18 protein-coding genes are annotated in these 21,688 nt (G+C 59.0%); 12 read left to right on the plus strand and 6 right to left on the minus strand.

All coding sequences use genetic code 11. From position 1 onward, the window contains the following. The 6 genes from ACOQOQ_RS05040 (at position 1) to ACOQOQ_RS05065 (ending at position 6,931) form a co-directional block, all read left to right on the plus strand. Positions 1-1,107, plus strand: a complete 1,107-nt coding sequence (locus ACOQOQ_RS05040; protein WP_420569044.1) for a glycosyltransferase family 4 protein — start codon at positions 1-3, stop codon at positions 1,105-1,107. Further along, positions 1,107-1,889 (plus strand): YdcF family protein, encoded by a 783-nt coding sequence (locus tag ACOQOQ_RS05045; RefSeq protein ID WP_420569045.1) that lies wholly within the window; start codon positions 1,107-1,109, stop codon positions 1,887-1,889. The genes ACOQOQ_RS05040 and ACOQOQ_RS05045 overlap by 1 nt, the downstream gene beginning before the upstream one ends. Before the next feature lie 2 nt (positions 1,890-1,891). Beyond that, positions 1,892-2,698: a metallophosphoesterase family protein gene (locus tag ACOQOQ_RS05050; RefSeq protein WP_420569046.1), complete on the plus strand. Its 807-nt coding sequence runs from the start codon at positions 1,892-1,894 to the stop codon at positions 2,696-2,698. Positions 2,699-2,794: 96 nt separating this feature from the next. Further along, complete coding sequence (locus ACOQOQ_RS05055; protein WP_420569047.1) at positions 2,795-4,933, plus strand: YjbH domain-containing protein; 2,139 nt, start codon at positions 2,795-2,797, stop codon at positions 4,931-4,933. Beyond that, positions 4,930-5,517, plus strand: a complete 588-nt coding sequence (locus tag ACOQOQ_RS05060; protein ID WP_420569048.1) for a YjbF family lipoprotein — start codon at positions 4,930-4,932, stop codon at positions 5,515-5,517. Before ACOQOQ_RS05055 ends, ACOQOQ_RS05060 begins: the two co-directional genes overlap by 4 nt. Positions 5,518-5,566: 49 nt before the next feature. Further along, positions 5,567-6,931 (plus strand): polysaccharide biosynthesis/export family protein, encoded by a 1,365-nt coding sequence (locus ACOQOQ_RS05065; protein ID WP_420569049.1) that lies wholly within the window; start codon positions 5,567-5,569, stop codon positions 6,929-6,931. Positions 6,932-6,990: 59 nt separating this feature from the next. Here ACOQOQ_RS05065 and ACOQOQ_RS05070 read toward each other — a convergent pair whose 3' ends face one another. From ACOQOQ_RS05070 to ACOQOQ_RS05080, 3 genes are read right to left on the minus strand one after another with little or no spacing between them, the layout of a single operon-like run. After that, positions 6,991-9,159, minus strand: a complete 2,169-nt coding sequence (locus tag ACOQOQ_RS05070; protein ID WP_420569050.1) for a GumC family protein — start codon at positions 9,157-9,159, stop codon at positions 6,991-6,993. Between the two features lie 59 nt (positions 9,160-9,218). Next, positions 9,219-9,551 (minus strand): sugar transferase, encoded by a 333-nt coding sequence (locus tag ACOQOQ_RS05075; RefSeq protein WP_420569051.1) that lies wholly within the window; start codon positions 9,549-9,551, stop codon positions 9,219-9,221. Between the two features lie 28 nt (positions 9,552-9,579). Continuing rightward, positions 9,580-9,753 (minus strand): sugar transferase, encoded by a 174-nt coding sequence (locus ACOQOQ_RS05080; protein WP_420569052.1) that lies wholly within the window; start codon positions 9,751-9,753, stop codon positions 9,580-9,582. A gap of 4 nt (positions 9,754-9,757) precedes the next feature. Here ACOQOQ_RS05080 and ACOQOQ_RS05085 point away from each other — a divergent pair, with 4 nt between their 5' ends. Next, positions 9,758-9,943, plus strand: a complete 186-nt coding sequence (locus ACOQOQ_RS05085) for a hypothetical protein (RefSeq protein ID WP_420569053.1) — start codon at positions 9,758-9,760, stop codon at positions 9,941-9,943. Between the two features lie 349 nt (positions 9,944-10,292). Here the strand turns inward: ACOQOQ_RS05085 and ACOQOQ_RS05090 are convergent, their stop codons facing one another. Beyond that, positions 10,293-11,585 (minus strand): glycosyltransferase, encoded by a 1,293-nt coding sequence (locus tag ACOQOQ_RS05090; RefSeq protein ID WP_420569733.1) that lies wholly within the window; start codon positions 11,583-11,585, stop codon positions 10,293-10,295. Positions 11,586-11,709: 124 nt separating this feature from the next. Then, entirely contained in the window at positions 11,710-12,192 is a 483-nt protein-coding gene (locus tag ACOQOQ_RS05095; protein WP_420569054.1) for a MarR family winged helix-turn-helix transcriptional regulator, read from the minus strand. Between the two features lie 974 nt (positions 12,193-13,166). Here ACOQOQ_RS05095 and ACOQOQ_RS05100 point away from each other — a divergent pair. The 3 genes from ACOQOQ_RS05100 (at position 13,167) to ACOQOQ_RS05110 (ending at position 18,090) form a co-directional block, all read left to right on the plus strand. After that, on the plus strand, positions 13,167-13,820 hold the full coding sequence (locus tag ACOQOQ_RS05100; protein WP_420569734.1) for a sugar transferase: 654 nt from the start codon (positions 13,167-13,169) through the stop codon (positions 13,818-13,820). 110 nt (positions 13,821-13,930) lie between these two features. Then, positions 13,931-15,313, plus strand: coding sequence for a hypothetical protein (locus tag ACOQOQ_RS05105; RefSeq protein ID WP_420569055.1), 1,383 nt, complete (start codon positions 13,931-13,933; stop codon positions 15,311-15,313). 17 nt (positions 15,314-15,330) lie between these two features. After that, complete coding sequence (locus ACOQOQ_RS05110) at positions 15,331-18,090, plus strand: calcium-binding protein (RefSeq protein WP_420569056.1); 2,760 nt, start codon at positions 15,331-15,333, stop codon at positions 18,088-18,090. Positions 18,091-18,093: 3 nt separating this feature from the next. On the opposite strand, the gene epsE is transcribed toward ACOQOQ_RS05110, so the two are convergent. Further along, positions 18,094-19,296, minus strand: coding sequence for an exopolysaccharide biosynthesis GT4 family glycosyltransferase EpsE (epsE, locus tag ACOQOQ_RS05115; protein WP_420569057.1), 1,203 nt, complete (start codon positions 19,294-19,296; stop codon positions 18,094-18,096). 121 nt (positions 19,297-19,417) lie between these two features. Between epsE and ACOQOQ_RS05120 the strand changes: the two genes are divergently transcribed. Together ACOQOQ_RS05120 and ACOQOQ_RS05125 are read left to right on the plus strand one after the other, a co-directional pair. Next, on the plus strand, positions 19,418-20,248 hold the full coding sequence (locus ACOQOQ_RS05120; RefSeq protein WP_420569058.1) for a glycosyltransferase: 831 nt from the start codon (positions 19,418-19,420) through the stop codon (positions 20,246-20,248). Positions 20,249-20,286: 38 nt separating this feature from the next. Beyond that, a complete protein-coding gene (locus ACOQOQ_RS05125) occupies positions 20,287-21,645 on the plus strand; it encodes an oligosaccharide flippase family protein (RefSeq protein WP_420569059.1) in 1,359 nt (452 codons plus the stop codon). The last annotated feature ends 43 nt before the right edge of the window (positions 21,646-21,688 follow it).

A 21,688-nucleotide genomic window follows, 5' to 3' on the forward strand; every position in this document is an offset into this window, starting at 1 on the left:
ATGCGCGTTTTGCTGACGGTAAACGCGGCTTGGAATATCGTGAACTTTCGCCGCGCGCTGGTTCAGCATCTGCTGGATTCGGGGCATCACGTCACGGTTCTGGCCCCGCCCGACGGGTCCGAGGACGCGCTGCGCCAGATGGGTTGTGCCTTTGTGCCGCTTAGGATGAACGCCAAGGGGCTGTCCCCATTGGATGGCCTGCGCATGGTGCGCGACTTCAAGCGCCATTTCCGCGCTCTGGACCCCGAGGTGGTGCTAAGCTTTACAATCAAGAACAATCTCTTTGGCGCATTGGCCGCAAGGTCGCGGGGCGTTCCGTTCATTCCCAATGTTACCGGACTGGGCACGGCCTTTTTGTCCGGACGCGCCCTGCAGATGGTGGCCGAGACGCTGTATCGTCACTGTTTTCAGGCGCTGCCCGTGGTGTTTTTTCAGAACGAGGATGACCGTGACCTGTTCGTGCAACGCGGGCTGATCCGGTCAACTCAGGCGCGGCTGCTTCCGGGCTCGGGCATAGATCTGACCCGCTTTGCGGTGGCGCCCTTGCCGGGACAGTCAGACCCGGTTTTCCTGATGGTTGCACGGCTGTTGCGGGACAAGGGCGTGATGGAATACGCCCGCGCCGCGGCAATCGTAAAGCGCCATCATCCCGGCGCTCAGTTTCGCATACTCGGCCCCTTGGGCGCCGAGAACCGCAGTGCCATCCCGCCTGAAACCGTAGCCAGCTGGTCGCCCGAAACGGACCTTGATTACCTTGGTGAAACCTCGGATGTGCGCCCGTTTCTCAAGGATGCGGATTGCGTCGTCCTGCCCTCGTACCGCGAAGGCGCTCCTCGGACCTTGATCGAGGCCGCCGCGATGGGCCGTGCCCTGATCGCCACTGATGTGCCCGGATGTCGTTCGGTTGTGCAGGATGGCATCACCGGTTTTCTGTGCGGGCTGCGGGACGCGGAAAGCCTGGCTCGGGCCTGCACCAATTTCATCGAACTTCAGCCGGAACAGAGACGATCCATGGGTCTGGCGGGCCGTCAAAAGATGGAGCGGGAGTTCGATCAATCCATCGTGGTCCAAGCCTACGAGTCCGCCCTGCAAGAGGTGAGAAAGTGATGGATACACTGTTCTTTATCGCTTCGAAAATCGTTGGTTTTGGCCTGCGCGGCGAGACATGGATTGCCCTGTTGCTGTTACTGGGTTTCTGGGCGCAATACCGGGGGAACCGTCGGTCGGGGCGCGCGTTTCTGGGCGCAGGTTTTGCGCTGCTGGTGGCTATTGCGGCCCTGCCCTTGGGGGACATGATGCTGCGGCCTTTCGAAACGGTTCATCCGCCCAAGCCCAAGCTTATGCGCGTTGACGGGATCATCATTCTTGGTGGGGCCGAACAAGCCGGTCTTGCGCAGCATTGGGGCTTGCCCATGGTCAACGAAGCAGGCGAGCGTTTCATTGCAGGCGCCGCGCTGGCGCACCAATACCCGCATGCGCGGGTCGTCTTTTCGGGCGGCAGCGGCGCGTTACGGGATTTGGGTCGAAAGGTGCCCCTGCAATCAGGCATGGCGGCGGATCTGTTGACCTCGTTGGGAATACCACTCAGCCGGATTGAGCTGGAGGGCACCAGCCGCAACACCGCTGAAAACGCGCGCAATTCTTTCGACATGCTGCAACCCAAGGACACCGAAACCTGGGTGCTGGTCACCTCGGCGTTTCACATGCCCCGCGCGGTGCGCAGTTTTCACGCCGCAGGATGGACCAAGGTTGTACCCTGGCCGGTAGATTTCCGTTCGCGGGATCGGCGCGCCGGCATCAATTGGGACCTGGCTCGCAATTTGAAGATGTTCAATACAGCGACCAAGGAAACCATTGGTTTGATTGCATATAATTTGTCGGACCGATAGGCGTGGTGGCTCTTGCCTTTGGGGGTGACTGGGATACTAAGAACTCGATGGTAGGGTTTCTCAGAAAATTTGGCGCAGCGCCCAAGCAATCCGAGGTGAAGGGATTTTCGCATCCCGTCGCGCCCGACCAGCCGTTTTTGGCGATCGGGGACATTCACGGTCGCGCCGACCTGTTGCAGCGGCTCGAGCAGATCATCCTGAGCGAAGCCCCCGGATTGCCTGCCGTTTTCGTGGGTGACTACATTGATCGCGGTGAACACAGCGCCCATGTGATCGAGATTCTGATGTCGGGGTCCCAAACAGGCAGCCAGCCTGTATTTTGCCTGAAGGGCAACCACGAAGAGATGTGCCTGAAATTTCTGGATGACCCCGAACGCTATGGTGCGCGGTGGCTTCGGTTTGGCGGCCTGCAAACTCTGGCAAGTTATGGCGTGCAGGTGGCAGGTTCCGAGCCCGACTCGTTGATGCGAGCGCGCGATGATCTGGCCGTGGCAATGGGGGATGCGGTGATCGAGTGGATTAGGGCTTTGCCAACCATGTGGCGCAGCGGCAATGTCTGCGTCACCCATGCCGGAGCCGACCCCGCCCGCCCGCTGGATGCTCAGGCCGAGAGTTCGCTGATCTGGGGCCACAAGGACTTTGCCGAGAAACCCCGGACCGATGGTCAGTGGGTTGTTTATGGCCACGTGATTGCCGATCGCGCCAACGCCGCCCGTGGGCGGATCGCAGTGGATACAGGGGCTTATGCGACCGGGCGACTGACAGCCGCGGTGATTTCCCAAGGTTCCGTTCGTTTTCTGGCCACTTAAGCTCTCAAAACGCGAAAAAACAGTTAAAGACCTACCACATCTTGTGCCATACAGGGTGTGTCTGCTGCTTTATACACAATACTGGCAATACCTGGGATGCTACGCCGGATTACTCACAATATCTGCGGGACGATTCTGTCTTGCGTCGGGGTCATTGCGGCCTCGCCCGTACTGTCGCAGCAGGCGGGCGGCTTTGAGGGCTATTCTGGATACAACACCTACGGCTATCCCGGACTGATCGATATGCCCTCGGCGTATAGCCGTCCTGATGCGGAACTTTCCGTCACCTCAAGCCACTTTCACAACCAGACCCGCAACACGCTGACCTTTCAGATATCGCCGCGTCTTTCGGGCAGTTTCCGCTATGCGCTGCTGTATGACATCCGCCCAAATCCCACCGGGCCGGTTTCTGATTTCCGCTTTGACCGCAGCTTTTCCGTCCATTACCGACTGGTCGACGAAGATCAGCGCCGTCCGGCCGTCGCCCTGGGGCTGAACGATTTTCTGGGGACAGGTCTGTATTCGTCTGAATATGTCGTGGCCTCGAAACAAGTGGGGCCGTCGGTGCGGGTCACAGGCGGGATCGGCTGGGGGCGTCTGGCGGGGGTCGGATCGTTTTCGAACCCGCTGTCCATCCTGTCTGATCGGTTTGATACGCGGCCGGGCCGGGGCAGTGACCGTGGCGGCACCGTACGCACCAACAACTGGTTCCGAGGCGACGCGGCCCTGTTCGGTGGAGTCGAGTGGCAGGCGACGGACAAGCTGAAGGTGATTGCCGAGTATAGCTCGGACGCCTACCCCTCCGAGGATGGCACGGCCTTTGACCGCAAGTCTCCGATGAACCTGGGGCTAAGCTATGCCCATCGGCCGCATGTCGTGTTCGGGCTGAACTATCTTTATGGCTCGGAAATTGGCGCCAGCGTGACGCTGGGCCTGAACCCGCTGACCCCGCCCGCAGGCGCAGGACGGGACAAGGCGCCCGCCCCGGTGGTGCCGCGCGCTGAATTGGCCAAGCTGGGCTGGACCCAGGACATGCTGAACCCCAATGTTCAGGCCAGCCGTATTTTTGCTGCGTTGGAAAATGACGGCATTCGTCTGCACGGCATAGACATCCGTAGCCGCGTGGTGACCATCGAGATCGAGAACGAACGCTACGCCACCACCGCACAGGCCGTTGGTCGCACAGCCCGCCATCTGACCGGGATCATGCCCCCCGACGTGGGTGTATTCGTGATCGTACCCATGTCCCGCGGGTTGCGCGGTGATGCTGTGACGATCCGGCGCCGTGATCTGGAAAAGCTGGAGTTCCACAGCGATGGCGCCTGGGCCAGCTATGCGCGCGCGCAGTTCTCGCCCTCGGTGGCGCAGCTGACGCCCATCGCGGGCCGGTACCCGCTGTTTCAGTGGGACTTCAAACCCTATCTCTCGCCTAGCTTTTTCGACCCTGACGACCCACTTAGAGCCGATTTCGGGGTGGAGCTGTCGGCGAAATATGAACCCGCACCGGGCCTGATCTTCAGCGGAGTTCTGCGCAAGAAACTGGTGGGGAACCTGAATGAATCGAACCGGCCGTCGACCTCGGTGCTGCCGCATGTGCGTTCGGACTTCAATATCTATGAACGCGAAGGCGACCCGGCCCTGACCGAGCTGACCGGAGCCTACTATTTCAAGCCCGGTAATGAACTGTATGGCCGTGTCACCGCTGGTTACTTAGAGCCAATGTATGCCGGTATCTCGACCGAGCTTTTGTGGAAGCCGGCCAAACGCAACTTTGCCATCGGGGCTGAACTGAACCACGTCAAACAACGCGACTTTGATCAGCGGTTCGGGCTTCAATCCTATGAGGTCACAACGGGCCATGTTTCGGCCTATTGGGATCTTGGGCGCGGCTATCACGGCCAGATCGACGCGGGGCGTTACCTGGCCGGCGATTGGGGTGCCACGTTGGCGCTGGATCGTGTGTTCAAGAACGGCTGGAAGGTCGGATTCTTTGCCACTCTGACGGATGTGTCCTTTGACGATTTTGGCGAAGGTTCATTCGACAAGGGCCTGAAACTGACGATCCCGCTGAACTGGGTGTCGGGGCAGCCGTCGACCGATCAATACACCACGGTCATCCGCCCGGTGACGCGCGATGGCGGGGCGCGGGTGAATGTCTCGGGGCGGCTGTATGAAACTGTGCAGGGCCTGCAGCAGGACGATATGCGCGACGGTTGGGGGAGGTTCTGGCGATGAAAATGCTGTGGCCTTTGCTGTTGCTGGCGGCCTGCGCTGCGCCCAAGCCCGTGCGCGTGGATGTAAACCAGATCGTGACGCGGGCTCAGTTGGATCAGGTGACTTCGCCGTTGATCGCGGCCTCGCTGACCGGTCCGGGGACTTTTGCGACCCTGGCGCCCGTCGGCGTGAATGGCGACGTGGTCACTTGGCGCTCGGCCGACCAGATTACCCTGTCGCTGAAACAGGGGGTCATCGTGGCAACCCGCGGGTTAGGGCAGGACCTGATGGCCGCGGATGTCGAGGGCACCCTGCGGATGATCGCCGGGGCCAGCGAACCCTATACGCGTATTCAGACCTATTTGGACGGTGAATATCAGACCCAATTCAGGGCGTTCACTTGCCGAACCGAAGGATCGGCCCCCGAACAGATCGAAATTGTCGAGCAAACTCACCAGACACGCCGGATCGAGGAATCCTGTTTCTCGCCGGGGACACGCATTGCGAACACTTTTTGGGTGGATGCGGGCGGAACGATCTGGAAATCTCGGCAATGGATCGGTCCGGGCCTTGGGTATATGGAAACTGACTTGCTGGTGAAGTAGTTTGAGAACAAACGGGCCCGATGGACGCGGCCCAAATGAGGAAAAGAGCATGATGGCGAAAGGAATTACACGGGCGATTTTGCTGGGCACGGTCCTGGCAATGGGCGCGTGTGGGGTGACGTATCACTCGCCTTCGGTGAAACAGCAGGCCCAGGGGGCCGAGGTTCGCGTGGTTCCGTTGACCGCTCAAAGCGTGCTGGTGGCCAACCGGTCCAGCTATACGCCGCGCAGCCTGCCAGATATTTTCATGCGCGTTGCCGGGCCGGGACAGTCGCGTGGATTGGGGACATTGCCTGAACCGCCCGAGCAGCTAAGCAACAATCGTACAGCGCTGGAAACGCGCCTGCCGCCGGCGATCACGCCCGAACCTTACCGCATCGGCGTGGGTGATGTTTTGCTGCTGGCAACAAAGTCTGCCGCCAGCACGGTTGAACAGCTGACCGGACTTCTGGCCGCGCAAAATCAGCGTCAGGGTTATACCGTGCGCGATGACGGGGCCATTGCCATTCCCGACATCGGAACCGTCAGCCTGGCAGGCATGACCCTGGACGAGGCCGAGGCCAAGCTGTTCCAGGTGCTGGTGGAAAACCAGATCGATCCGGCCTTCTCGCTTGAGGTGTCCGAGTTCAACTCGCGCCGCGTGTCTGTTGGCGGCGCCGTGCGGGATGCCACGATCGTTCCGGTCACACTCAACCCGCTGAACCTGGCCGAGGCGCTGACTGCAGCCGGTGGGATCACGGTAAAAGATCGCGAATATTCCTCGATCCGGCTGTATCGCGATGGCACCCTGTATCAGATCCCGGTGCAGACATTTGTGACCCGTCCCGAACTGGGCAAAATTCTGCTTCTGGATGGGGACGCGGTGTTCGTGGACACCAGCTATGATCTGGACCGCGCGATGGAATTCTATACTCAGGCCCTGCGCGCCGCCGAACTGCGCCGAAACGCCCGGTACTCGGCCCTTCAAGAGCTGCAGATCGAAATGCAGATGCGCCAGGAAACCTTGCGCGGCCAGCGCGAGAACTATCGCGCCCGGGAAGAGCTGGGCGGGCTCAAGCGCGACTATGTCTATCTGACCGGCGAAGTGCGTGCGCAAAGCCGGTTCCCCATGCCGTTTGATCAGCAGGTGACATTGGCAGATGTCTTGTACCAGCAAGGTGGCTTTAACACCGCAACCGGCAATCCTGCGCAAATCTATGTGCTGCGCGCCTCGGACGTGCCCGAGGAATTCGGTGCGGTCACCGCATGGCATCTGGATGCGCGCAACGCGGTGAATATCACTCTGGCCACGCGGATGGAGATGCGCCCCAACGACATCGTCTTTATCGAAGAGCAGCCCGTCACCAAATGGGGGCGCGCGGTGCAGCAGATTTTCCCGACCTTGCTGGGGACGGTTAACACGGCTGCGAACTAAGCCTGACGTACCAATGAAAAAGGCGGCCCATGAGGCCGCCTTTTGCGTTTGAAGTTGGGTTAGACGTCGTAATAGGCGTGGCCGTAATGGGTATAGGCGCCGTATTTTCCGTACTTCCCGGAATAGCCATAGCGCCGCATCCCCACAGGGTCGATCTGCGACAGAACCAGGCCGGTGATGCTCTGGTTGACGATATCGAACTGCTCCAATCCTTCGGCGACCTGCGCCTTGGTGGTACTGTCCCACGCGACCGAGAACACCACGGCATCCACCGACTGAGCGATCACGCGCGCGTCCGGAACCACCAGCACCGGTGGGGTGTCGATGATAATGAAATCATAGGTCTTGCGGGCGTTTTCGATGAATTGATGGAACGTTTCCGAGCTGAACACGTCTGCCGCGTTCACGTTGGTTTTCTCACCCATCAGAACGTCGGCATTCAGCAGGTCGTCGTGGATCACGGCCTCGGACAGCGGAACAGCGCCCGACAGGACCGACAGGATCCCCGCGTCGCGAACCTTGGTGAAATAGCTGTTGAAAGTGCGGCGGCGAATGTCGCCTTCGACCAGCAGCACCTTCTTGCCCAGCCCCGACAGGTTATGAGCCAGTGCGATGGCCTGCGTGGTCTTGCCTTCGGCCGGGATGGACGAGGTGGACATGATCACCTGAGGAGGATTGTCCAGATCCGACAACAGGATCGAGGTCCGCAGGTTTCTAACCGCCTCGGCTGCGGGCGAAGTGGGTTTTTCGGCAAGATAGGGGATCAGGTCGGCACGCGACTTGATCGGGATGGTCGGAATCTGGCCCAGAACAGGCAGATCGGCATGTTTCGACAGCTCTTCGGCCGTGCGGAAACCGCGGTGCAGGAACTGGCGCAGCAAGATGAACATCACCCCGAAAAGTGCGCCCAGAACGAACGAGATGCCCAGGATCATCGATTTGCGTGGTTCGATATAGCGGCCACGATTAGCCTCGGAGATGACGCGCACATCCGCCTTTTGTAGACCGCGCTGAACCGAGACTTCCTTGAGCCGGGTCAGGAAAGTTTCATACAGGATGGTGGTGGACTCGATGTCCCGCTCCATCTGCAGCAGGGTGGCAAGGTCGGCGGTTTGCTCTTCGATTTGGGTTTGCAGCCGCGCCACGGCCTGTTCAAGGGCAGCGACCTGCGCGGCAAGGCGTTCAACATTGGTGCGGGCGCGCGTCATCAGCAAGTCCGAGCGCGATTTGAAAAGGCGTTCGGCATTGGCGGCGCCAGCATTAAGATCCTTGAGGATGCGATCCAATGTCGGATCTTTCAGGGCATCGGCCAAGGCGGCACGATCACCCGTCGCGGCGACTTTCTCAAGCTCGGCAAAGGCTCGCTCGGCTGCGGCGGCCGAAATGCGGGTTTCATCCAGACGGTCCCGGTTGTCCTTGGCCTGACGGTTCAATGCGGTCAACGAGTCGGCGCTGATCAGATCGGTCGACGAGCGCAAATCCTTCAGCGCGTTTTCTTTTTCCTTCAGCTCGGATTCCAGCGCGGCGACACGTTCAGACAGCCAGTTGACGGCTTGTTCGACGGCTTCGAATTTCACGGCGATCTGGTTCTGGATATATGCGTCAGCCACGGCATTTGCGATCAAAGCAGCCTTGCGTGGGTGATCGCTGACGGCGGTGATATTGAAGATATAGGTATAACGCTTGGCCTCGGCAGAGACAGCACCGCGAACGGCGGCAACGGTGCTGTTGAACACGGCCTCCGAGGTCGTGTGAATATTCTCGGACGAGGATGGCAGATCAGCCCCGATCCAGCCCCGGATGGTTTCCTTGATCCCCTGCATCGACAGCGGCCGAACCTCACGCAGGGTGAGGTTGAACTCGGGGTCTTTGGTCAGTTCCAGATTGCGCACGACCTGCTCGATGACACGGCGCGATGTGATGACCTCCAGTTCGGTATACATCGCTGAAAACTCGGTCGGAATGGCCGTTACCGAACTGTCGATGTCCGAAACAAGCGAACGCTGGATATTCAGAGCAAGATTGGCGGTCGCGGCATAGCGGGGTTCAGCGATGCGAAAGGCATAAAAGCCGCCCAGGAAAACGGCCACGGCAATGCAGAAGGCGATGAACCATTTGCCCAGCCACAGCGTGCCTAACAGATGAAGAAGGTCCAGGCCCTCGTCGTCCTGGTTCCCGGCCTTGCGCCGGGGCAGAGCGATTTGCTCCTGTTTCTCAGCTTGCGCCATGTTCTACTGCCCGCGCCGCCTTTTTGGCGGTCATTGGTGTTTGAAAGAGAGCCGGCCAATCAGGCGCCGGCACGTCCGAATACGGTCAGTAGCGTACGCCAGAAAACCCAAGCTTCCAACGCAAAACCCGCATGAGTGATGTAATAAAGGTCGGCCTTCACCTTGTTGCGGGTGGCCTCAAGGCCTTCGACATAGCCAACTTCGGTCTGAGCCAGCCCGCTGATACCGGGGCGGACCAAGTGGCGCTCGCGATAGCCTTGGATCACGTCCAGAAAGGCAACGGCGTGGTCATAATAGTCAGGGCGCGGCCCGATCAGGCTCATGTCGCCTTTCAGAACGTTCAGGATCTGCGGAACTTCGTCCAGACGAGTTCGACGCAGGAAACTGCCCAAGCGGGTGATGCGGTCACGTTCCAGTGGATCATTGGGGCCGCTTGGCTGCGGTCATGGTGCGGAATTTGAAGGCTTTGAACGGCTTGCAATCGCGACCCATGCGTTGCTGCACGAAAAACAGCCCGCCACGGTTGAAAAAGGGGTTCAGCACGATCAGTGCTAGCATCAGGATCAGTAGGACAGGCAACAGAGCAAGGCTCATGCCAATGTCAAAGACGCGTTTGGCAATGCCAAAAACGGTCCAGCGCAAAGAGGATGGGAGCGCAATGCTCGGCTTTAAAGAAGGCGCAAAAACGCCATCTGACCCAATATCGTACATGACACCTGCCTCGGTGATTTTTTTGCTCGTTCAGGCTTATTCTGCCTTTGAGGCGATTTTTCGCCGTGATTGAGGAAAATTGTCCTTAATTTTGAGCCATTTGGGAAGGGGGAAAATTTTCACGAGTGCAGAAAAATCGATCTTTCTTGCAAAAGAAGGGGTGAGGTTCGCAAGGTTAGCGATGAAAGTTAGTTGACAAATCCCATCAAATCACACCCATAGGTGTAGGGATTTCAGTATAAGATATTGAAAATAAAACAATAAAGTATTCGTCGCCCATATCCGCGCCTACGATTGCACAAGTCACGCGCGAAATCAGGTATATGTCCTGAAAATGCAACAATCGGTAAAACTTTCGCCGAGTTTAGGCGGCCGTGGTGCCGTCCAAGCTTATGAAAACAGAATGTTTACGTGAGATCACCCTAGTCGTAGGCGAAATCCTGAAGGTCCCCACCTGACAGAATTGCGGCATAAACCCCGGCGGTGCGCTGACCTTTGACTGACCAAGGGAACAGATCGAACGCATAATTCCGAGCAGCCTGCGCCAAGCGCGCGCTACGCGGCCGGTCGGTCACGACCCGTTCCATTGCATCGCGGAACCCGTCGGCCAATTGGTCAAACGGTGCCATGGGTATCGCGTCTCCGCGGGTGCCATGCCCTGTCAGATCGCCCGGGGCGCCGTAATCCACGCAGACCAGGTGCTGTCCACTGGCCATGGCCTCGATCACCACGCCAGCGCCCAGCTCCCGGATCGAGGGGAAGACGAACACATCGCAATCCCGCATCCACTGGGCTACCTCGGACTGGGATTTGCGGCCTTCAAGGGTCACGCAATCCTCAAGGCCGTTGTCGGCGATAAACGCCTGCATCCGCGGCAACTCGGGGCCGTCACCCAGTATGTGCAGGTGATGCTGGCGCAGCAGTTTGGACCGGGCAAAGGCATGCAGGGGAAGTTCGGGCAGCTTGTAAGGCACCAATCTGCCAGCAAACATAAAGCGCACCTTGTCGCCGCCGCGCTGACCGGCGGGCAAAGCGCCCTGATCGTGAAAAATCGTGGGGTCAAAACCGATCTCGGGGAACATTACAGCCCGCTCGTCTGGGACACGGGCCAAATCCGCCCGAGTATGCGAAAACGCCGTCAGCACACAGGTCGCATCGTCATAGGTCGAACGCGCAAAAGGCAGCAGCTTGTAGAAATCACGAAGCTTGCGCAGCCCTTCTTTCTCGCGGCTTTGTTCCTGGGCAAAGGCGGCGGGCCACGGCAATGCCCCGTTCAAGGGGCCGATCACGAAGGGCACCGGAGATTTATGCGCGATATAGCTGGGCATCGTAGGCGACATCGGCGTAATGCGGTGCACGATGTCGAACGCACCTGTCCGCAGCTGATCGCGGAACTGTTTCCACACTGCCCGCTCGAACGCCAGATAAGGCAGATAGTTCATGATCATCGAGGTGGACCAGCCGACCTCTTCTCCGCCGCGCAACAGCTTGCCCAATTTGAACATCGGGGCGGCGATGGCTTCGTTGTCTATATAGACGATGTCCAGATCGGGATTGGCCTTTTCCACGTTCGGGCGATTGCGCACATGGGTGGCGACAACGATGTCGCAATGCTTGGCGATCTCCAGCGCGTATTTAAAGCCAACGATGGGCAGGGACGGCCATTCGGGGTTGAACTCGTCCGCAAGGATCAGAATCCGAGGTCGCCGCGTCATGTTGCTCACTGCTCTTTCCTTTGTGGCCTCAGCGCAGCCTAGCGCGCTTTGGGTGCCGCGTGTAGGCAGCAAGCGTGTCGGAATGATGGCTATTTAAGTGCAAGCTTGGGGAAACCCTGCCCAATCAGTCCTTGATCGAGGGTGTCAGAAAGATGTCGGGATCGTCCTTCATCTTGTCCAGCAGGTTCTGGCGGATCTTGTGCATCATGACCAGCAGCTGGTCGATCTCTTCTGGGGTCAGCCCCTCCATCGAGGCCTCGTTCACCGCGTCAGCGGCGTCGCGTAACAGCTGTTTCTTTTGCTCGGCTGCAGGAAGCAGCCAGATCCGGTTCGAGCGCCGATCGCGCTGGTCCGGTTTGCGTACCACCCAATTCGCGGCTTCCAGACGGTCGATCAATCCGCTGACGGCGACGGTGCCAATGCCCAGGTAACGCGCCAGTTCGACTTGGGTCAGCCCGTCTTCGCGCATCAGATAGTTCAGCGCATAAACCTGCGCCGAGGTCAGGCCGTGCGGCGCGACCGATTTATCATAGAGGCGACTGCGCAGGCGGGCCACGTGCTGAAAAATCAGTCCGATGCGTTTCTCGATTTTGTCCTGATTGCTCATAACGGCCCGATAGTGATGACGGTTAGGCGCTTATCGACAAAAAACGGGCTTGGATCAATAGGAAGGGTGTCAGCCCTGCGCCGGCAGGACACACCTTGCCGAGAATGTGGCAGCGGGCGCCCCAATTTGGGCGCATTTGGGCGGGAAGCGAATCAATTTTCGCCCCGGATCTGGGGAGGTTGATCAACAATTCAGGTCAGAGCGGCAAAATTGTTTCCAATATTTGACAACCCCTGAGCGAATTTTAACGATGACCAAAATTTGTCCAATTTCGTCCATGCGTACGCCATTTTCGGGTCCAGAAGCTGCCTTATTTGCGCCACAAACTGGCAAAAATCCACGATTTTGAGGCGAGGTTGCCACATTTTGGTTCAATCCGCTGTTCTGACTCTGGGCAAAATCAGGGCAGATTTCAGCAACATTGTTTCATCCTTACGCTTCATTTGGACGGACTTCAGATATTGTTTCCCGAATATTGGATAATCGGCCTGTTTTAGTGAACGCCGGTTGTGCTGACCCGAGGGGTTCTGAGCTTGGCCCACCTTCGCCCAGGTTCGGTAAAATCGAAGCGTTTGGATGACGTCCCAATTTGCCTTATTCCCGCCCCATTTCGGATCGTTCCTTGGTTGCAATTGCCCTGCTGCGATTGACGGCGAAACCCCGGAAACCGTAAAAATAGATACGAATGAGGCGAAAACTTCATTCAATCGTTCTGTGGAATTGGATGGGGCCCAACGAAACGAACGATCGGTACCGAAGCTTCGGTGCCCGTCGCGAAATCTGAATGCGCTGCTGCCGCGCTTTCGGAACATACCAATTACCAAGTGGCTGTAACCATTGGGGTTTCCTCAATGGACTGGGTGAATATTGCCGAGCGATCGGCGTTTACGAGTGTGAGCAATCCTGGGGAAGGTACCATCGTGAATATCCACACAGAAACAGCATTCGAACTGGTCGAACCCGCCCGGCCAGCCGTGTCGTCTTCGATCGCTGCTCCGCACCGCACGCGGTCCACCGGGTTTGGGCTGTACCGATCCCACGGCAAGCGCGCGTTGGACATCGCCTTGGTCTTGGTTTCGGCCGTGCCCGTTCTGATCGTCATGGCGATTCTGTGCGTGGGCATCATGATGGATGGCAAATCCCCGTTCTATAGTCAGAACCGCGTGGGCCTGAACGGCCGCGTCTTCCGTATGTGGAAACTGCGCAGCATGGTTGCCAATGCCGATGAGGTGCTGGCGGGCTATCTGGCCAAAAACCCCGAAGCCAAGGCCGAGTGGGATCGGGATCAGAAGCTCAAAAATGATCCGCGTATCACCAAGTTTGGCCGCGTGATCCGCGCCACGTCGCTGGACGAGCTGCCTCAGCTGTTCAACGTATTGATCGGTGACATGTCGCTGGTGGGGCCGCGCCCGATCATGTGCTCGCAACGGGTTCTGTACCCTGGCACCGAATATTACGCGATGCGCCCGGGCATTACCGGCTACTGGCAGACCTCGGTACGCAACGAAAGCAGCTTCCGCCAGCGGGCCAGCTATGACGCCGATTACTTCCAGGATATTTCGCTGGGTACCGATCTAGATATCGTCCGCCGTACCTTCGCTGTTGTTCTGAAGGCTACAGGTCACTAAGCGGCATCCCAAAAAGAGCCACGTTTTCGCCTTACCAGTCCGCCTAGCGGGCTGGTATTGGTATAAGGACACGAGCAGCGCCCCAAAGGGCCCACAACACAGACAGGCCGATGCCCAACGGATTTGCATTTCTGATGCTGGCGATTTCGCCGCTGATTTGCGTGGTGATCTTTCGATCGCTGCCGCCCGGCCGTGCGTTGATCGTCAGCCTTATGGGCGCTTACCTTTTTTTGCCGCCGCAGCCGACGGCGTTCGATTTTCCGTTGATCCCCGCATTGAACAAAGAGTCTTTGCCCGCGCTGACGGTGCTGATTTTATGTGTCGCGCTTTACAAGGACGAGATGACGCTGATCCCGCAGTCCAAGCTGGTGCGGGTGATGTTGGCCTTGGTTCTGTTAGGACCGGTTGGAACGACAATCACCAATCTGGAGCCCGTGTTTTTCGGGCGGATCGGCCTGCCAGGGATGAGCCCAAAGGACATGCTGTCCGTCGCGTTTCGGCAAATTCTTGAAATCACGCCATTCTTGCTGGCCAGAAACTTTCTGAACACGCGCGCAGGGCACCGCGATCTGTTGCTGGCCCTGGTGATCGGAGGACTGATCTATTCGTTTCCCATGCTGCTCGAGGTGCGCCTGTCGCCGCAGCTGAACATCTGGATCTACGGGTTCTTCCAGCACAGCTTTGAACAGATGATCCGCCAGGGCGGTTTTCGCCCGATCGTGTTCCTGTACCATGGTCTGTGGGCCGCGTTTTTCGTCATGTCCAGTGTCGTGGCCGCGGTGATCCTGCTGCGCGCCGAAGAAGGGCGTACCAAGACCTATGCCATGGTTGCGGGTGTCTATCTGTTCATGGTGCTGGTGCTATGCAAATCGCTGGCCTCGTTGATGTATTGCGTTTTTCTTGTGCCGATGGTGCTGCTGGTGCCGCGCCGGCTTCAGCTTTGGGCGGCTTTGGGTTTTGCTGCTCTGGCCTTGGCCTATCCGACGCTCAAAGGTGTCGGAGCGATTCCCGAGACCGCGCTGTTAGAGCAAGCCGCAAAGATCAGCGAGGACCGTGCCGGATCGCTCCAGTATCGCTTTGACAATGAAAATGTGCTGCTGGATCGGGCGATGGAGAAGCCCGTCTTTGGCTGGGGCAGCTGGGGACGGAACCAGATCCTTGATCCGGTTACCGGGGTCAGTGAAACTGTGTCTGATGGATATTGGGTGATCGTGCTGGGCATCTTTGGCTGGGTCGGATGGCTGGGCGTGTTCGGGCTGCTTTTGTCGCCAATTTTCCTGATGTGGCAGCGACTGCGCGGCCCTGTGCTGGAACAAAGCTCGCCCTATGTGATGGGTATGGGATTGCTGTTGGGGATCAACGTGTTCGACCTGTTGCCCAACGCCACGCTGACGCCGATGACCTGGCTAATTGCCGGGGCGCTGGTGGGGTATGCAGAACGCGATGACATCTACACCCGCAAAAAGCGGCAGAATTTAAAGAGTGTGATGTAGCAAGGGGATTGCTTCGGATGAGATTTCTAATCCTGACCTTGACGTTCTGTCTGATGCTGCCGGGTTTGGCCCAGGCGCAGCGGGACTCGGTGAAGGTTTTCTTTTTCGGCAACAGCCTTGTCGAGCATGTCAGCGACACGCATGAAACCTCGACCATGTATTGGTTGGGGTACATCACCAACGAAGCCCGCAAAGATTTTGCCGCGGACGGGATGTTCGGGTTTCTGCGCGAATATGGGCGCAAGCTGCCAGCCAAGGCGCAATGGTCCGTTCCGGGCGTCGAGCCTGCGTGGCGCGGGGACATGACGCGCTCGGGCTATGATGCTGTGGTGCTGACGCCGACGAATTTCATTCAGTACAAACCGGCGGATGAGCAGTATGACTGGCAAAACCCCGGCAACATTAGCCCCTTGGACGCCAGCAGGCAGGTCTTGGACTGGGTCCGCACCAACAGCCCAGACTCGCGGCTTTTCATCTACGAAGGTTGGGCGGATATGGATGGCGTGGTGCGGAAATTCCCGCCCTCAGCCCGGCAATTGCGCAAGTATCACCGGTTCAATGGTGACGACTATCATGATTGGTATCTGGACTACCTGCAGATGCTGCAGGCGGCCTATCCAGATGCGCCGCCCAAGCTGATCCCGGTTGCCAGCGTTTTGTCTCAGGTGTTCGCCATGGACGAATTAGAGGGTCTGAAGGCGACCGATCTTTATACCGATGACGCGCCCCACGGCACGCCGACGATGTATTTTCTGGCCGCGATGGTAACTTATGCCGCGTTGTACGACGTCGCTCCGCCCGCTGTGATGGTGTTGCCAGCCTCGATCCACCCGCTGATCCGCGCGAACTATGGCCAGATCGCCGCCAAGGTGGCCGAGCTGACCGAGACCGAACGTGTTGCATTGAACAGTCAGGACGCGCCGGGGGTGCCTAACCCCTCGTTGGCGATGGGGCTAAGCGGGGTGCATGACTGGGGCACGCAATACCCTTTTCTGGACGTAATGAAGACCGCGCGTCCCTGGCTGGGGCATGTGCCGGGCCAATGGGGCGGTTTCGAAGCTGAACGGCTGGAGCAAGAACTGTACCTGGACGAAAACGGCTGGCCCATGGAGATCCCCGAGGGTGTAGAAAAGCTCGAATCCTACCTGCTGACCGACTTGCCCACGGATGCGCAGTATTTCACCGGGCGCTATCGGCTGACCTATGACGGTCAGGGCACCCTGCGTGTCGGCGGGCGCGCACGCAATCTGCGTTACCGCCCCGGCGAGATCGAGTTCAGCTTTGAACCCGGCGAAGGGCCGGTGGTGATCTCGTTGCTGAAAACCAACCCGAATGACCACATCCGCAACATAAGCGTGGTGCATCAGGACCACGTGGCGCTGCACGATATGGGCGTGGTGTTCAATCCGTTGTGGACCGAGCAGATTCGCGATCTGCGGGTGCTGCGCTTTATGGATTGGGGGCGGATCAACGGCTCGCCCCAGGTTGCCTGGCAGGATCGGCCGCAGCTGGATGACTATACTTATGTGCGCCGCGGTGTTCCGGTTGAGCTTATGGTCAAGCTGTCCAATCAATTGGCGATCGATCCTTGGTTCAATGTCCCGCACATGGCGGATGACAGCTATGTCGAGGCGTTTGCGACCTTGGTGCGCGACCAGTTGGATCCGCGCCGACGGGTCTATGTGGAATACTCGAACGAGGTGTGGAACTTCTTGTTTCCACAAGCAAAATACGCAGCTGAACAGGCGAGCGCTGCATGGGCTACCGAAGAAAATGGCGCCTGGATGCAATGGGCGGGGATGCGCGCTGCGCAAGTCATGGGGATCTGGTCTGATGTGTTTGACGATCCCGCGCGACTGACCCGCGTGATGGGAGTGCACACCGCCTGGCCCGGCTTGGAAGAGGCGTTCATGCAGGCGCCGCTGGCAGTGGCGGACGGTCACAGGTCTCCGGTGGACAGTTTTGATGCATATGCGGTTGCGGGGTACTTCGGTCTCGAGGCGGGGATGGAGGATATGCCCGAACGCATTCTGCGCTGGCATGGTCAGGGTATCGCCACCAGCAAACTGACCCAGTTCTTGCGCAACGGCCCGCTAAAGAAGCTCACGACCGAGCTGCTGCCCTATCACGCCAAAATCGCGCGACAGCATGGTTTGCAATTAGTGATGTACGAGGGCGGCACTCATGTCGTCGCCCGTGATGACTGGGTCAACGACGAGGCTCTGACCCGAATCTTCACGGCCTATAATTACTCGCCCCAGATCGGCACCTTGTATCAGGAACTTCTGGCCGCCTGGGAAGACGTTGGAGGGACTTTGTTCAACGCGTTTGTGGATGTGGACAAGCCCTCGAAATGGGGGAGTTGGGGCGCGAAACGGCATCTTGCGGATAAGAATCCACGCTGGGACGCGTTGTTGGCCCATAACGCACGTCCTGCCAACTGGGAGGACCGCCCGGGCGGCGCTTTTGACGGCGGTGTATTCCGCTCGGGGCGGGATCAGGATGATGTGGTTCAGGGCACCGAATGGTCGGATATCCTGATTGGCCGCGGCGGTGATGACCGGCTGATCACCGCAGGCGGCGGTGATTTCATCCTGGGTGGTCCGGGCAGGGATACGGCGGTGTTGCCAGGACGCTCGGATGAATACCGATTGGCGTTTTGGGGGCAAACCTTGCTGGTTATCGGAAAGGACGCCGAGATCGCGCTGCAAGAGGTTGAGTTTCTGGAATTCGCGGACGAGCCGGGCCAGCTGACCGAGCTTTCTTTGCCCAATTAGGCTCTATTCCGGCCAGATTTCCTGCGCCAGCGTTTCGGCACCAAGGCGCGAGTCGAAGCGTTGGATGATCGTTTGCCGCCCAGCTGCGCTTAGCTTGGACAGCAGCGAAGGATCGGCGGCCAGCCGCGTGATCGCATCGGCCATCGCGCCGGGGTTTTGCGGGGGGACCAAAATGCCGTCTTTGCCATTCTCGATCAGCTCGGGTACGCCGCCGGCGTCGGTGCCGATGGTGGGCACGGCGCAACTCATGGCCTCCATATAGGCGACGCCCAAGGGTTCGGCCCAGCTTGCCAGCACGAAAAGATGGGCCTGGCACAGGCGGCGTTTGACCTCGTCAGCATCAATGGCGCCCAGCAGTGTGACCGTGCCGTCAAGGTCCAGATCCTTGATTTTCTGTTCCAAAACATGACGATAGCCAGAGCCGCCATCATCATCTTCGCCCGCGATTTGCAGTTGAACGTCGACACCGCGATCGCGCAGCAGTTTGACCGCATCCATCAGGTCCTGGTGCCCCTTTACAAAATGCAGGCGGGCGCAGGTGAATATCCGCACGGGCTGTCCCTGCGCCGGGGGCTGGTAAGGCGTTTCGCGGGTCAGCGTTTCGGCATCCACGCCCATCGCCTGAATACGGATCCGAGGGGGCAAGTCAGCGGCCATGTCGCGCTGCATTTCGGCGTGGATTTTCTGGGTGATGATGGTGGCGAAACGGGCACCGCGCCATTTGAAGGGCTGCGCGGGGCCGTAATCCTGCAGCGGGCCGTGCAGCGTGACCGAATAGTCCAGCCCGCCCATCCGCTGCGCAAGGGCGGCAATCATGGCGGCGCGGCCGCAGGAATGCGCGTGGACATGGGTGATCCCGCGCTTTTTGCACTCGGCCAGCAGGCGCCGGGCCGCGGGCAGGCAGATCAGCGCGTCCTTGGCAACAGACGACCCGTCACGGCGCATTTCGGGCAGCAACTCGGGCCAAGGGGCGCGGGGCAGGGCGGCCAGTAATGCCGGTACCGAGCGCGTACCCAGATAGGTTGTTCGCTCCATCGCCTGTTGCGACCAGCTGTGCGAGATCAGTCCCGGCGGCGGCGGCATGGTGGAAAACAGGTGCACCTCGATGCCCATCCGCTCCAGATGCTGGATCTCGCGCCAGAAAAAGATATGGGTCTGACCCGGAAACTGGGGCACGAGATACGCAAGTTTACGAGGGGCAGTCACGGCGCAGAGCATCCTGATTTGGGGTATTGTCGTTGTACTTAAACCCAGTTCCGGTCCAAATATAAACACAAACCCGCAGTATCGCCTGAACAAACACAACAAGGCCGAGCAGAGGTCCCACGTGATCAGCATTATCATCCCCGCCAATAACGAAGAGGCGCTGCTGCCGCGTTGTTTAACGGCGCTTGCGGCCTCGGACCCGGTGGACGAGGGCGTTCAGATCATCGTCGCGGCGAACGCCTGCACGGATGGCACGGTTGCTGTGGCCAATGGGATGGCCCAGACGTTTGAAAACCGCGGATGGCCCCTGTTGGTGCTGGATCTGGCCGAGGGCGGCAAGATGAACGCGCTGAACCGGGGTGACGCAGCGGCCATGGGCGACAAACGGGTCTATCTTGATGCTGACGTCACCGTGGACCCAGCCTTGATGGCCGAGCTGTCGCAGGTGCTGAACGACCCGCGCTCGACCTACGCCAGCGGAGACGTGCGCATCGCCCAGCCCCAAAGCTGGGTCAGCCGCGCCTATCGCCAAATTTACAAGCGCGTGCCATTCTTTACGCAAGACGTGCCCGGGTGTGGGTTGTTCGCGGTGAATGCCGCTGGACGTGAACGGTGGGGGGATTTTCCCGACATCATCTCGGATGACACCTTTGTGCGGCTCAGCTTTCCCCCGTCCGAGCGCAAGAAAACCGACGCGGGCTATGACTGGCCGATTGTCGAGGGGTTCTCTAATCTGGTGACGGTGCGTCGGCGCCAGAACATCGGCGTAGACCAAGTGGCACAGCTTTATCCTCATTTGCAGGCAAACGACAACAAACCGCAGCTGACACTTGGCCAAAAACTTGGCCTGGCATTCTCGTATCCTTTAGGATTCTGTGTGTATGGTGCGGTTGCCCTGACAGTAAAACTCACGCAGGCACGGGCAGACAACCACTGGAGCCGTGGCAGATGAGTGATGTTCATGTTGGTGCGGACAGACAGGGAAAAGGTATGATCGCAAAGCTGTCAGGGGCCATCAAGGGCGACAGTCTTGAACAGCGGGCAATGCGCAGTTCTCTTTTGAACGTGGGCAGTTTTGGCGCGTACCAGGGGCTGCGGTTGCTGTCGAACCTGATCCTGACTCGCATCCTGTTCCCCGAGGCGTTCGGGATGATGGCGCTGGTCACCGTGTTCATGGTGGGGCTGGCGATGTTCTCGGACATGGGCACAAGCCCGGCCATCCTTCAAAGCAAGCGCGGTGACGATCCCGATTTCCTGAACACGGCCTGGACGCTGCATGTGATCCGTGGCGGGGTGCTGTGGGTATTCGCCTGCCTTTTGGCCTATCCTGTGTCGCTGCTGTATGAAGAGCCCGCTTTGGCCCTGTATCTGCCTGTCGCCAGCCTGATGCTGGTGCTAAACGGGTTCAATCCCACGAAATTCGAGACAGCCAACAGGCATCTGCGCACCGGACGCGTTGCCTTGGTCGAGATTCTGACGCAGCTGTTCGGCCTGATCGTCGCGATTATCTTGGCGTGGCAGACACAATCGGTCTGGGCGTTGGTGATTTCGGGCGTGACCGGCGCGCTGGCGCAGCTTTGGCTGATCCATCGCCTGATTGACGGCCCGCGCAATCGTTTCCGGCTTGAGCCCGAGGCCGTGAAAGAGCTGTTTCAGTTTGGCAAATGGCTGTTCCTGTCTACGCTGTGCGGTTTCATGATTTCGCAAGGCGACAAGGTAATTCTGGGCAAATACCTGAGCCTGGATCAGTTCGGCGTTTACAATATCGGCTATTTTCTGGCCAGTTTTCCTCTGATGCTGGGCTGGGTGGTGATCCGCCGCGTGGTGATCCCGGTGCATCGCGAAAGTCCCCCCAAGGAATCACCTGAAAACTTTGCCCGTCTGCGCAAGATGCGGTTCTTCGTGACGGCCATGCTGGTGGGGATGCTGGTGGTCGTGGGATTGCTGGGGCCGTCTCTGGTGACGCTGATGTATGACGAACGGTACCTTCAGGCCGGGGCGATCGTTTCAGCGTTGGCGGTGATGCAGATCCCGCAGGTGATCGTGATGACGTATGACCAGTCCGCGCTGGCCGAAGGGGACTCGCAGAACTTCTTTTTCCTTGTGGCGACGCGGGCGGTCGTGATGACCGTGGCCCTGCTTCTGGGATTCGAGATCGCCGGCCTGTTCGGAGCGCTGATGGCGCAGGGGGTTGCCTCGCTTTCGGTTTACCCGGGCGCCGTATGGCTGGCGCGTAAACAAGGCGCATGGGACCGTCTGCACGATCTGGTATTCTTTGTGGCAAGTGCTGTGGCCGGAGCGTCGGTTTACTGGCTGCATTGGGCGGAAATATCCACACTTATTCAATAGCCTGCATCGATTCGGAAACAATCGGGCAAATACGGCAAAATTG

Source organism: Thalassovita sp. (assembly GCF_965218685.1).
GTDB lineage: Bacteria > Pseudomonadota > Alphaproteobacteria > Rhodobacterales > Rhodobacteraceae > Thalassobius.

Coding starts and splice junctions, on each gene's coding strand:
- ACOQOQ_RS05040 (WP_420569044.1), top strand. CDS start 1: ATGCGCGTTTTGCTGACGGTAAACGCGGCTTGGAATATCGTGAACTTT.
- ACOQOQ_RS05045 (WP_420569045.1), top strand. CDS start 1,107: ATGGATACACTGTTCTTTATCGCTTCGAAAATCGTTGGTTTTGGCCTG.
- ACOQOQ_RS05055 (WP_420569047.1), top strand. CDS start 2,795: ATGCTACGCCGGATTACTCACAATATCTGCGGGACGATTCTGTCTTGC.
- ACOQOQ_RS05060 (WP_420569048.1), top strand. CDS start 4,930: ATGAAAATGCTGTGGCCTTTGCTGTTGCTGGCGGCCTGCGCTGCGCCC.
- ACOQOQ_RS05065 (WP_420569049.1), top strand. CDS start 5,567: ATGATGGCGAAAGGAATTACACGGGCGATTTTGCTGGGCACGGTCCTG.
- ACOQOQ_RS05070 (WP_420569050.1), bottom strand. CDS start 9,159: ATGGCGCAAGCTGAGAAACAGGAGCAAATCGCTCTGCCCCGGCGCAAG.
- ACOQOQ_RS05080 (WP_420569052.1), bottom strand. CDS start 9,753: ATGAGCCTTGCTCTGTTGCCTGTCCTACTGATCCTGATGCTAGCACTG.
- ACOQOQ_RS05085 (WP_420569053.1), top strand. CDS start 9,758: ATGTCAAAGACGCGTTTGGCAATGCCAAAAACGGTCCAGCGCAAAGAG.
- ACOQOQ_RS05090 (WP_420569733.1), bottom strand. CDS start 11,585: ATGACGCGGCGACCTCGGATTCTGATCCTTGCGGACGAGTTCAACCCC.
- ACOQOQ_RS05095 (WP_420569054.1), bottom strand. CDS start 12,192: ATGAGCAATCAGGACAAAATCGAGAAACGCATCGGACTGATTTTTCAG.
- ACOQOQ_RS05105 (WP_420569055.1), top strand. CDS start 13,931: ATGCCCAACGGATTTGCATTTCTGATGCTGGCGATTTCGCCGCTGATT.
- ACOQOQ_RS05110 (WP_420569056.1), top strand. CDS start 15,331: ATGAGATTTCTAATCCTGACCTTGACGTTCTGTCTGATGCTGCCGGGT.
- ACOQOQ_RS05125 (WP_420569059.1), top strand. CDS start 20,287: ATGATCGCAAAGCTGTCAGGGGCCATCAAGGGCGACAGTCTTGAACAG.